The following is a 12,019-nucleotide window of genomic DNA, read 5'->3' on the forward strand; positions in this document are numbered from 1 at the left end:
ATGGGGATTGGGGGTGGTGGGGCGCCGTCGCGCTCACAGCCTCGGCCTCAGCATTATTCGCTTGTATGTCAGGAGGCCGAAGTCGCATAATGGTGAGGAGTCACCCGGCTGCATCCGGATGGCTCCCCGAGGCAGGCGGTTCAGTGTTTGCCGCACGCTTTGAAGCAGCCAGCACCAGATACCGGCAGCGGTGCTGAATCCGTACCCCACGCCGATGGGGAGGGGCAGGCCGACACAGCGTTCGTCGCCGTCGTCTGGCCCCGTCTGCCGGCGTAGAAGTACATTTGGGATGTGGCTAGCTGGGATGAGTTGACCGATGAATTGATCGCCGTCGTTGCTGATTGTCGGGGCGCGGACTCCGAGGACGCCCGCAACCTGAACCTGATATGCGAAGGCGACGTGGGGGCTGCATGCGAATGCGCGATCTCAACAATCGCCTGGTACGGCATCATCGTCCCGGAACGGATCATCGAGATGACCCGCGAGCTGTGCGCAGATGCTCGCGACTTCACCGAGTACAACGAGCTCATGGAGTCCCAGGAGGAGGCCCGCAGGGCTGTGGGCCCGCCAACGTCGGAGGGCTGAGTGCGTCTGCTCCGCTAATTAGCGGTCTGCTGAATGGCTGTGGGCCGTTCAGCGAACCTTGAACTGGCGTACCCAACGGTGAAGTGGCGTAGTAGACGGCGTCGTCGGGCCACGGGCGAGCGTCGGCCCGCCTCGGTGAGCGCCTCAGTGATCGGCGGGCGCGGGCTGGGCGTTGTCGCGCACACGTGTGGGGTGCAGTCCACCGGCGTCGGGGTCGATCCGTTCGGCGTTGATGCGCGCGGAGAAAGTCCGGTACCCCCAGATCGTGTAGAAGAGCACCACCGGCAGGAAGACGACGGCGGCAACCGTCATGATCGCCAGGGTGGCGTCGGCGGAGGCGGCCTGCGCGATGGTCAGTGAGTAAGCGGGGTCGCTCGAGGAGCGCATGACGTCGGGCGTCATGGCCGTGAAGATGAGCGCCCCGACTCCAGCGATACCGGCGAAGTGCAGGCCGAAGGCAAGCCCCTGCCGACCGCGGAACGAGGCCACCAGGGAACCGACGAGCGCCAACGCCGCCACTACCAGTGGCAGCCAGACCCAGGCGGTGGCCGAGTAACTGGTCGCCCACGCGCCCCAGACGGCCGCGACCGCCGTCGAGGCGACCCCGCAGCGACGGGCGAAGGCACCCGCCCGCACGGACAGGTCGCCGGCCGTCTTCAGCGCGGTGAACAGGGCTCCGTGAGTGAGGAACAGCAGGCAGGTGGCTGCGCCGCCCAGCAGCGTGAAGGGCGTGAGCAGGCTGAAGAACCCTCCGGTGAGCAGGTGGGAGGCGCCGAGGATCAGCGCGTCGGCAGGCACTTCACCGGCCGGCACGGGCGCGCCGGTGGCGGTGTCGACCACCTCGATCTCCATGCCCTGCACCATGTTCGCGAAGGCCGCACCCCACAGGATCGAGGGCAGCCAGGCGGCAATGGTGTGCGCCCAGTCCCACCGGTCGCGCCAGGTCTGATCGTTGATCCGGCCGCGCCACTCGATGGCGCACACGCGCACGATCAGGCACAGCAGGATCAGGAACAGCACTAGGTAGGCGCCGGAGAACAGGGTGCCGTACCACTCGGGGAAGGCGGCGAAGGTGGCGCCGCCGGCGGTCAGCAGCCACACCTCGTTGCCGTCCCAGTGGGGGCCGATGGCGCGCACCATGGCGCGCCGCTCCCGCTCGTCACGGCCGAGGATCTTCAGCAGCATGCCCACGCCGAAGTCGAAGCCCTCCAAGGTCAGGTAGCCGACCCAGAGGATCGCAATGAGGATGAACCAGAGGACGGAGAGTGTCACGGTGGGCTCCACGGGTTAGTCGGATTGTGCGTTGGTTGGTGGCAGAGTCGGCGGGCAATGGCGTCGGCCGCCGCAGGCCTTGGCAGCGGCTGGGGTGCGCATCGGTCACGGGACTAGTACTGGAACGACAGCAGCGTCTCGGCGTCGTCGGCCGGGCGCCCGGCAGCGTCTTCGACGACGTCGGGCACCTGGGTGCGCACGCCCTCGCGAACGTAGCGGCGCAGCAGCAGGAACCACACGACGCCGAGGGCGGCATACAACAGCGTGAAGCCGATCAGCGACGCCAGCACGGTGCCGGGGGAGACGACCGTGGAGACGCCGTCGGCGGTGAGCATATAGACCTGGGAGACGGGATCGGCAAGGTTAGGCACCACCACCCAGGGCTGCCGCCCCATCTCGGTCATGATCCAACCGAACGAGGCGGCGACGAAGGGCAGCCACATGCTCCACAGGGCGATCTTGCCCAACAGCGGGGAGTCGACCAGGCGGCCGCGGCGCGTCAGCCACAGGGCGACGACGCCGATGGCGACGGCGAGCATGCCCAGGCCGATCATCAGGCGGAAGGACCAGAAGGTGATCATCTCGTTGGGGGTGTAGTCCACGCCGTCGCCGTAGCGCTCCGCGTAAAGCTCCTGGGCGTCGTTAAGACCCATGATCTCGGCGTTCGGATCGTTGGTGGCCATGAAGGAGTACACATAGGGGACGGTGATCAGATGCTTGGCGGTGCCGTCGGCGCAGGAGCCGAAGGCGGCCACGGTGAAGCCGGCGCCGGACTCGGTCTCGCACAGCATCTCGGCCGCCGCCATCTTGGCCGGCTGCTCCTCGGCCACAATCTGCCCCTGGATGTGGCCGGAGCCGGCGGTCAAAATGCCGGCGATGACCATGGTCACCGCACCGAAGCGCGTCATGCGGCGCCACAGGTGTCTGGCCTCGAAGTCCTGCCCGGCGCGCGTGGCCTTGATCATCCACCACGCGGACACTCCCAGGATGAGTGTGCCCGCCACCAGGAAGGCCGAGGCCAGCACGTGCGCCACGGTGACCCACAGGATCTTGTTGCCCAGCACCTCGAAGAACCCGCCGACACCGTCCAGCTCCGCCCGACCGGTGTCCGGGTTGACGACGGCGCCCACCGGGTGCTGCATCCAGGAGTTGGCGGCGAGGATGAAGAAGGCGGAGAGGTTGGTGCCCAGGGCGACCATCCAGATGCACAGGTTGTGCAACTTGGGGGACAGGCGGTCGCGACCGAAGATCCACAGGCCCAGGAAGGTGGACTCCATGAAGAATGCCAGCAGCGCCTCGAAGGCCAGCGGAGCCCCGAAGATGTTGCCGACGAACCGGGAGTACTCCGACCAGTTCATGCCGAACTGGAACTCCTGCACGATGCCGGTGGCCACGCCGAGCGCGAAGTTGATCAGCAGAAGGTTGCCGAAGAACCGGGTGGCCGTCCGCCACTGCTCGTTGCCGGTGCGCAGGTGGAGCGTCTCCATGAGCGCGACCAGCGGAGACAGGCCGATTGTGAGCGGTACCAGGATGAAGTGGTAGACGGTGGTGATGCCGAACTGCCATCGAGCCACGTCGAGGGAGTCGAGCGCCATGGGTGCGAGGCTCATCTGCGCCGCCTTTCGCGAGGACCACGGGAAATATAAGAGGAACCTTATAGGGGCTCCCCGGGAGATAGGTCAAGTATAGGGTGACGGTGTGTCGCGAAAAGATACGACTCGTTGCACGGCTGTGCGTCGGCCTGGGATGGAGCGGTCGGTTGTCAGAATTGGTGACAAACGCGCGCCCCGACGTCCCGGCTCGAATCTGAAACCGCGTGATTTCGACGTTTTGGTGATGGCGCGTCGGCGGCGCGGGTGCGTTTGTCACCGTTTGTGACAGTGCTGGGGTGGCGTGCGCCGGTTGGCCTGTCCGCCGTGGGCGAGACGACGGCGCTACCTGTGCGACGGTGGCCCGGCCGACTTGCACCTGTGGGATACTGCCCCTGGCACCGGCGGTCCCGTACCGGCAGTCGGTGTCCGACCCTCGGCCGAGACCGCCCGGAAGAATTGCGCCGCCCAGAGCGCCGCCGCACTTCCGCAATGTGCGAGTTCCGCCGCAGGCCGGCGCCACAAGGCGCACATGTAGGCTTTTAGCTCCCCGCCAGGGGAGCGCGACCGCGCCATGGCGCCGCGGGTACGGCGGAGCCATAGTGCCCGAAAGTGCAGATAGACCCATGTCACCCTCGTCTTCGCGCTCACACGACGCACACGCTCAGGGCTCCGAGGAGACAAGCACCCCCAAGCGCCCGGCTCGCCGGCACCGTCGAGTCACCGCCGCCGTAACCACGCCCGAGACCGCTCCCGACGCGCCGAGCAGGGTCTCCGACGTCGCAGACGCCGAGGCGCAGGCGGCTGTGCCGCAGGCAGAGGGTGTCGAAGCCGCTGACTCCGACGCGTCCGTGGGAACGCCCGCGGAATACGACGCCCCGGCGGTCGACTCCGCCGACTCCGCCGATGATGCTGCGCAGGCGGAAGCCCCCGATGCCGCGGAGAGCGAAGGCGCCGATGCCGTACAAGCAGAAGATGCCGAGGCCCCCGAGACCGAGGGCAGCGAGGTCGATGGCGCCGACGACGAGGCCGAGGACGCGGCAGACCCTGACCCTGAGTCCGACTCGGCCTCCGAACCCGAGTCTGAGGCAGACGCCGGAGCGTCCGCGTCGGTGCTGGGGGAGGACTTGCCGGAGCCGGAGGAGCCGCAGCTACCCGCCGCATCGCTCCTGTTCCAGGCCCCTGATCCGGCGCTGGCCCGGCGGCGCCGCAAGGTGAGGGTCGCCGCGACCACCCCGGCCCAGGCCCAGCCGGCGGAGCCGAGCGCCGAAACCGCCTCGCGCCGGGACCAGGGCGCCCCGGCCGTCAAGTCCGGCGCCGCCGCCTCGGCCGGCGCTGACTCCGGTGATGCCGACGCCGCAGATTCCGGCGAGGCCGTTGCCGGTACCCGCGCTGGTGGCGGGCGTCGGCGGCGTCGTCGCGCGACCGCCGCCTCCACCGCGCCCGAGCACGTGGAAGAGACCTCCCCCGCCAGGCGCCGCAGCCGCAACGCCGACCCGGCCCGCGATACCGACGCCGAAGAGGCCGCATCCTCCCAGCCCGCCCCGACCGAGGGCGCGGAGGGCGAAGAAACCACTGAGGCCGCCGAGAACAACAAGGACGCCTCCACCGGCCGCCGCAAGCGCCGCCGCGGCGGACGTGGGCGGCGCGCCCGCTCCCGCGCCGAAGGGCGGGGTACCACGACCGAGAGCGCCGACGACGCAGACGAGGTCGGCGAGGTGGCCGCCGACGTCGCAGACAGCGCGCCCGCCGACCAGGCCTCCGCCGAGACACCGGAGGAGAGCGCCGGCAGCTCGCGCCGTCGGCGTCGTCGCTCGCGTAGCCGCTCCGACGCCTCCCGGGACGAGATCACCGCGCTCAAGGGCTCCACCCGCCTGGAGGCCAAGCGTCAGCGCCGCCGTGAGGGACGTGCTGCCGGCCGGCGTCGGCCCATCATCACTGAGGCCGAGTTCCTTGCCCGCCGCGAGAGCGTCGACCGGCAGATGGTGGTGCGCGAGCAGGACGGCCTGAACCAGATCGCGGTGCTCGAGGACGGGTTGCTGGTGGAGCACTACGTGGCCCGCCACACCCAGGCCTCGCTGGTGGGCAATGTCTACGTCGGGCGCGTGCAGAACGTGCTGCCGTCCATGGAGGCTGCTTTCGTGGACATCGGCAAGGGCCGCAACGCCGTCCTGTACGCCGGCGAGGTCAACTGGGACGCCGCCGGCATGGAGGGCAAGCCGCGCCGCATCGAGGACGCGCTGTCCAGTGGGGACGCGGTCCTGGTGCAGGTCACCAAGGACCCCATCGGTCACAAGGGTGCGCGGCTGACCAGCCAGATCACCCTCGCCGGCCGCTACCTGGTGCTGGTGCCCGGCGGCACCATGACCGGCATCTCCCGCAAGCTCCCCGACGCCGAGCGCAACCGGTTGAAGAAGATCCTCAAGCGGATCGTCCCGGACGACGCCGGCGTGATCGTCCGCACCGCCGCCGAGGGCGCGGGGGAGGAGCAGCTCGCTGACGACGTGAAGCGACTCGTGGCTCAGTGGGAGAGCATCGACAAGAAGTCCTCCCAGGTGCTCAAGGGCTCCGGGAAGGCGCCCATGCTGCTGAAGGAGGAGCCCGAGCTGGCCGTGCGCGTGGTGCGCGACGTCTTCAACGAGGACTTCCGCAAGCTGATCGTGCAGGGCCCCGACGCCTGGAAGACCATCTCCAACTACGTGTCCGACCTCAGCCCCGAGCTGACCGACCGGTTGGAGCACTGGGTCAGCCCGGAGGACGTGTTCACCGCGCACCGCATCGACGAGCAGCTCGCCAAGGGCTTTGACCGCAAGGTCTGGCTGCCCAGCGGTGGCACGCTGATCATCGACCGCACCGAGGCCATGACCGTGATCGACGTCAACACCGGGCGCTTTACCGGGGGTGCGGACGGCACCCTGGAGGAGACCATCACCCGCAACAACCTGGAGGCGGCCGAGGAGATCGTGCGCCAGCTGCGGCTGCGCGACATCGGCGGCATGGTGGTGATCGACTTCGTGGACATGGTGCTGGAGTCCAACCGCGACCTGGTGCTGCGCCGGCTGGTGGAGTGCCTGGGGCGCGACCGCACCCGCCACCAGGTAACGGAGGTCACCTCCCTGGGGCTGGTGCAGATGACCCGCAAGCGCGTCGGGCAGGGGCTGGTGGAGGCCTTCTCCACGCCCTGCGAGTGCTGCGGCGGGCGCGGCTTCATCGTCCACGAGCACCCGGTGGAGAACCAGGCGGTGGACATGTCCGCCTCCGCCTCGCGCGGCGCCGGCTCCGGGCGGGGCCGCCGCGGCCGCGACGACGACGGCGCGAAGTCCGAGGGGAAGTCCGCCAAGGGAGCGGGCAAGTTGGCCAAGTCCTCCGGCAGGTCGGGACGGTCTGGGGGACGCGGCAAGTCCGCGGCTGCGGACGGGGACCGGGATGATGCCGCTCGCTCGGCCGTGCGCGGTGCGCTGGCGCAGATCGCGGCGGCTTCCGAGCATGCGCACGAGCACGACTCGGACACGGATGGCGGCGCTGCCCCCGACTCCGCCGACGCGGGCGAGTGAATGGCTGGGGCGGTGGCCGCTGCGTGAGCAGCGGTCGCCGTTCCGGCGCGGCGGACGCCCGGCACCCGCGGGGCGCGCCCCGCGAGCTGTGAGGTGCGGAAGAACACAGGTCTCGCAAGCCCCTACAGGTTGGTGTTGCCCGCCGGATCGCATAAAGTAATCCGGCGGTGCGTTCCGCACCATTGCCCAGGTAGTCGCCCGCGAGCGGTGGAGCAGTGCTCCCGGGAGCGAGCGGCTAGAAGATACGACAGAGATGAGCAGTCAAGTGGTCTACGCGATCGTCAAGGCCGGCGGCCGTCAGGAGAAGGTCTCCGTCGGTGACGTCGTGGTTGTCGACAAGCTTGCCGGCGAGGTCGGCGACGAGGTAACCCTCGCCCCCGTCATGCTGGTGGATGGAGACAAGGTGACCGCTTCCGCGGCGGACCTGGCCAAGTCCTCCGTCAAGGCCGAGATCGTCGGCGACGAGAAGGGCCCCAAGATCAACATCCTCAAGTTCAAGAACAAGACGGGCTACCGCAAGCGCCAGGGTCACCGCGCCAAGCTCACCGCCATCAAGGTCACCGCGATCGGCTGAGCGGGTCGCCCCGCCGCAGTATCCTCTTAGGCAACAGCGAAACAGAAAGAAGCCCGACACATGGCACACAAGAAGGGTCTTGGTTCCTCCCGCAACGGCCGCGACTCCAACGCCCAGCGGCTCGGCGTTAAGCGCTTCGGCGGCCAGTTCGTCAAGGCCGGCGAGATCATCGTCCGCCAGCGCGGCACTCACTTCCACCCCGGCAACAACGTGGGCCGCGGCAAGGACGACACGCTGTTCGCCCTGACCGCCGGCAACGTCAAGTTCGGTACCTTCCGCGACCGCAAGGTCGTCAACGTGGTCGCATCCGAAGGCTGACGCAGCCTCCAGCATCATGACGGTATCCGCGAGGGCGGGCGGCTTTGGCCGTCCGCCCTCGCGCATGCCGGCCCCGGGGAGGTCGCCCCGTTCACTCCGAGGAGTCGTTCATGCCCAGCTTCATTGACCGGGTGGTCCTGCACGTCGCCGGCGGCGACGGCGGAAATGGTTGTACGTCGATCCACCGTGAGAAGTACAAGCCGCTGGCCGGCCCCGACGGCGGCGACGGCGGAAATGGCGGCAGCGTAATCCTGTCCGCCGACCCGCGCGTGACCACATTGCTCACCTACCACCGCGCACCGCACCGGCGCGCCGAGTCCGGCACCCCCGGCCAGGGCGGCTGGCACCGGGGTGCCGACGGCGAGGACCTGGTGCTGCCGGTGCCGCTGGGCACCGTCGTCAAGGACTCCGAAGGCGGCGTGCTGGCGGACCTGACTGAAGTCGGCGAGCGCGTCGTTGTCGCCGCGGGCGGGCCCGGCGGCCGCGGAAACTTCTCCCTGGCCTCCCCCAGGCGCAAGGCCCCCGGCTTCCACCTGCTGGGCGAGCCCGGCGAGTCACATGACGTCACCCTGGAGTTGAAGACCGTCGCCGACGTGGCCCTGGTCGGCTACCCCAGTGCCGGCAAGTCGTCCCTGATCGCCGCCATGAGCGCTGCACGGCCCAAGATCGCCGACTATCCCTTCACCACGCTGACCCCCAACCTGGGTGTGGTTGAGGCCGGCCAGGTCCGCTACACCATGGCGGACGTGCCCGGGCTGATCCCGGGCGCGAGCGAGGGCAAGGGGCTGGGCCTGGAGTTCCTGCGGCACATCGAGCGCTGCGCTGTGGTAGTGCACGTGCTGGACTGCGCCACTCTGGAGCCGGGGCGTGACCCGGTCAGCGACTTCGACACCATCGAGGCCGAGTTGGCCGCCTACGCCGAGCGCCTCGGGCGCGACGAGGCCGACCCGGCGCTTACCGGACTGCCGCCGCTGATGGAGCGCCCGCGCGTGGTGGTGCTGGGCAAGGCCGACGTCCCCGATGCGGCCGATCTGGCCGAGTTGGTGGAGGCGGACTTCAAGGCCCGGGGCCTGCCCGTGTTCACCGTCTCCGCCGTCTCCCACGCGGGGCTGTCCCAGCTGTCCTTCGCCCTGGCGGATTTGGTGCTGCGGGCCCGCGCCCAGGTCCCCGCCGCCGAGCCCGTGCGGCCCGTTATCCGCCCCGCCGCCGTGGGCCGCCGCGGCGGGCAGGCGACTGCGACCGTGTCCGTCATCCAGCACCCCGCCGAGGGCACCGTCTACCAGGTGCGCGGGGCCAAGCCGGAGCGCTGGGTGCGGCAGACCGACTTCTCCAACGACGAGGCGGTCGGCTACCTGGCCGACCGGCTTGCCGCCGGCGGCGTCGAGGATGAGCTGGCCAAGGCCGGCGCCCACGCGGGGGACACCGTGCTGATCGGTGCGGTTGAGGGCGGCGTCATCTTCACCTGGGAGCCGTCCATGACCACCGGCGCGGAGCTGCTCGGCGCCCGCGGTACCGACGCCCGCCTGGAAGACCGCCACCGCCGTACCAACGCCGAGCGGCGCGAGCGCTACCACGAGTGGATGGACGCCAAGGAGGCGGCCCGCCAGCAGCTGCGCGACGAGGCCGCTGAGGGGCTGTGGACCGACGCCGCCGACTGGGAGGACGCATGAGCACTCCGCTTGCCAATGCCGCGGGACAGTCGCATGGGCCGGGCCGGGGCGCCGGGACTAGAAACGGGGCCGTATACCAGGGCGCGGGCGCAGATGCGCGCGCAGGCGGTGTTTGCCTGCGCCCCGACGCCCTGCCGGAGGGGGCGCGCGTCGTGCTCAAGGTCGGCTCCTCCTCACTGACTCGCCCCGACGGCGGACTGGACCTGAACCGTATCGACATCCTGGCCGGGCTGCTTGCCGGCATGCGCCGACGCGGGCACGACGTCGTACTGGTCTCCTCCGGTGCAGTGGCCGCCGGCCTGGTTCCGCTTGGCCTGGAGACTCGCCCCGGCGAGCTGCGCCTGCTGCAGGCCGCCGCATCCGTGGGGCAGGGGCGCCTGGTTTCCCGTTGGCAGACTGCTCTTAGCGCCTATGGGGCGGTGACTGCACAGGTGCTGCTGACCGCTCAGGACGTGGCCGTGCGCAGCCACTACCGGACCGTGCGCGCTACCTTCGACGCCCTGCTGTCCATGGGGGCGGTGCCCGTGGTCAATGAGAACGACGCCGTAGCGACTGCCGAGTTCAACCTGGGCGATAACGACCACCTGGCCGCCCTGGTGTCCCACCTGGTGACCGCCGACGTGCTCATCCTGTTCACGGACGTGGACGGCATGTGGACGGCCCGCCCGGGCACGCCCGGCGCCCACCCGGTGCGTTACGTGGGCGGAAGCGACGAGCTTGCGGGGGTGCGGGTGGATGGCGACGCCGGCGCCCTTGGAACAGGCGGCATGGCCACCAAGGTGCAGGCAGCCACCATCGCCTGCGCCTCCGGCACGGCCACGATTATCGCCAACGCCGACGACGCTCCGCGCCTGCTCGGCGGACGCAACATCCCCTCCGACCTGGGTACCTGGTTCGCTCCCACCGGGCCGCACCGCTCCAGTCGGCGCCTATGGATGGCACATGCCTCCATGCCCGAGGGCAGGGTGCTGGTCGACGTCGGTGCGGCGCGTGCCGTCACGGAGGGGAAGAAGTCGCTGCTGCTGCCCGGCGTGGTCGGCGTGGACGGGGACTTCGAGTCTGGTTCCGTGGTGGAGATCGTGGGGCCGCAGCGGGTGCTCGCCCGCGGTATCTGCCGCTACGCGGCCTCCGAGATCGAGGAGGTGCTGGAGGCCCGCGGCCGGGGCGCCCCCGCCCCCGGCGACCACGTGGCCCCGGTGGTGCACCGCGATGACCTGGCTGAGCTGCCCCGCACCGCCGGCGACTGAGACCGCTGCAGCAGGCCCGCGCCCGGGCTGTCTGCGCACGGAGGTGCGAGATTCAGCATTTCAGCGTGGAGACGTCGCCTGGAGCTCCTCCCGCATAGCATCCAGGCGGGCCACTAAGCGGGCCAGGCTGGGGCTGGCATTGCTCGCCCCTCCCACGTCCCGTTCTTCTAGGGCGAACTCGTTAATACGTACGGCGTACGAGCCATCAGCGGGTCCTCGTTGCCTTGGGCAAGCCAGTGGGGTCGCCAGGGGAGATGAGGCCGTCCACGACGCCCGACATGGCAAGCCCGAGGCCGAGCTCGTCGACCGCGTGTGGGATCAGGGATAGAGGCTTCGCCCCGGAACCGTCATCAGTAACGGTGTTAGGACAAGTACCTCGGCAGGGTTGATGCCCTCGTCGTTCAGGATCCCTGGCGAGTGTGTGGACAGGACGATCCGCAGCTCAGGAGAGCGGCGCACTTGCGCCAGGACTGACGGCAGGAGTCGCACAATCGAGCTGTTGAGAGAACGCTCAGCCTTCTCCAGTAGCAGCACTCCTGGATTCGCCGGTGCCTTAATAATGGGCCACAATGATGGCCCGCAGCAGGCCGATGAGGCGCAGAGTACCGTCGGAGAAGTCCGCCTCGCTCTGCCGGGAGGGTTTTAGGGTTCTTCGTGTTTGTGGGTGTGGGGACAAGGGCTCGGGTTGTTGTGTGGTGGTCGTTGTCGGGTCGGTGAGGATGTCGTCGGGCCGGTGTCCTGGTGCGTATGCCGTTGCCGGGCATGCCCGGGTCGTTGAGGGATCGACCGGCGTCGTCGACGCACTATCGGTTGCCCCGGTTGGATCGTCATCCTGCGGTTGGGCCGCCTTAAATGCGCTCCCAGACGGTCTCCCAGACGGTCCGAGTGACAAAACGCGGGGGGAGGCTGTGAGCCCGGGGGATCACTGGAGGCCCCGGTGGGCGCCGGGAAGTCGGTGGGCGCCGGAGACGGCGTCGGGTTGGCCGCCTCGGCCTCTGCTGCGCCGGCTGGACGTTAACAACGCTACTTTACGGCCTGCTGTATACCTCGCAGCCCTTCAGCAGGCCGTTAACAGGCGTTGTTAACCCCGAAGTGGCGTTGCAGATGATCCCGCGTCGTCGACGGCCGCCCGCCGGCAGCGAGGACGCTTCCGACGGGCGCGGGACGTGCTAGGGCCGGCGCCTGACGCACGTACGCCGTTGCGAGGGCC

General features: G+C 69.5%; 8 protein-coding genes. 6 read left to right on the forward strand and 2 right to left on the reverse strand.

From position 1 onward, the window contains the following. Window positions 1–291: 291 nt before the first annotated feature. Entirely contained in the window at window positions 292–585 is a 294-nt protein-coding gene (locus GZ997_RS07935) for a hypothetical protein (RefSeq protein WP_162679508.1), read from the forward strand. Between the two features lie 144 nt (window positions 586–729). Here the strand turns inward: GZ997_RS07935 and cydB are convergent, their stop codons facing one another. Both cydB and GZ997_RS07945 read right to left on the reverse strand, forming a co-directional pair. Further along, complete coding sequence (gene cydB, locus GZ997_RS07940; RefSeq protein WP_162679509.1) at window positions 730–1,857, reverse strand: cytochrome d ubiquinol oxidase subunit II; 1,128 nt, start codon at window positions 1,855–1,857, stop codon at window positions 730–732. Between the two features lie 113 nt (window positions 1,858–1,970). Then, the gene (locus GZ997_RS07945; RefSeq protein ID WP_162679510.1) at window positions 1,971–3,467 is read right to left on the reverse strand and encodes a cytochrome ubiquinol oxidase subunit I; all 1,497 of its coding nucleotides are present in this window, start codon (window positions 3,465–3,467) and stop codon (window positions 1,971–1,973) included. Between the two features lie 605 nt (window positions 3,468–4,072). Here GZ997_RS07945 and GZ997_RS07950 point away from each other — a divergent pair. The 5 genes from GZ997_RS07950 to proB all read left to right on the forward strand — a co-directional run bounded on the left by GZ997_RS07950 (window position 4,073) and on the right by proB (window position 10,809). Continuing rightward, window positions 4,073–7,000 carry an Rne/Rng family ribonuclease gene (locus tag GZ997_RS07950; protein WP_162679511.1) on the forward strand — a complete coding sequence of 976 codons (2,928 nt, stop codon included), beginning with the start codon at window positions 4,073–4,075 and terminating at the stop codon, window positions 6,998–7,000. 253 nt (window positions 7,001–7,253) lie between these two features. Next, window positions 7,254–7,574 carry a 50S ribosomal protein L21 gene (gene rplU, locus GZ997_RS07955; RefSeq protein ID WP_073327243.1) on the forward strand — a complete coding sequence of 107 codons (321 nt, stop codon included), beginning with the start codon at window positions 7,254–7,256 and terminating at the stop codon, window positions 7,572–7,574. Window positions 7,575–7,634: 60 nt separating this feature from the next. Further along, a complete protein-coding gene (gene rpmA / locus GZ997_RS07960) occupies window positions 7,635–7,892 on the forward strand; it encodes a 50S ribosomal protein L27 (RefSeq protein WP_161923786.1) in 258 nt (85 codons plus the stop codon). 110 nt (window positions 7,893–8,002) lie between these two features. Next, window positions 8,003–9,562 (forward strand): GTPase ObgE, encoded by a 1,560-nt coding sequence (obgE, locus tag GZ997_RS07965; RefSeq protein WP_162679512.1) that lies wholly within the window; start codon window positions 8,003–8,005, stop codon window positions 9,560–9,562. After that, window positions 9,559–10,809, forward strand: a complete 1,251-nt coding sequence (gene proB, locus GZ997_RS07970) for a glutamate 5-kinase (RefSeq protein WP_162679513.1) — start codon at window positions 9,559–9,561, stop codon at window positions 10,807–10,809. The genes obgE and proB overlap by 4 nt, the downstream gene beginning before the upstream one ends. Window positions 10,810–12,019: the final 1,210 nt, after the last annotated feature.

This window comes from Actinomyces sp. 565, from assembly GCF_010365615.1.
GTDB lineage: Bacteria > Actinomycetota > Actinomycetes > Actinomycetales > Actinomycetaceae > Actinomyces.

Bases quoted from the DNA above. Each gene is read 5' to 3' on its own strand.
- proB (WP_162679513.1), top strand. From the start codon at position 9,559: ATGAGCACTCCGCTTGCCAATGCCGCGGGACAGTCGCATGGGCCGGGC.
- obgE (WP_162679512.1), top strand. From the start codon at position 8,003: ATGCCCAGCTTCATTGACCGGGTGGTCCTGCACGTCGCCGGCGGCGAC.
- rplU (WP_073327243.1), top strand. From the start codon at position 7,254: ATGAGCAGTCAAGTGGTCTACGCGATCGTCAAGGCCGGCGGCCGTCAG.
- GZ997_RS07950 (WP_162679511.1), top strand. From the start codon at position 4,073: ATGTCACCCTCGTCTTCGCGCTCACACGACGCACACGCTCAGGGCTCC.
- GZ997_RS07945 (WP_162679510.1), bottom strand. From the start codon at position 3,467: ATGAGCCTCGCACCCATGGCGCTCGACTCCCTCGACGTGGCTCGATGG.
- rpmA (WP_161923786.1), top strand. From the start codon at position 7,635: ATGGCACACAAGAAGGGTCTTGGTTCCTCCCGCAACGGCCGCGACTCC.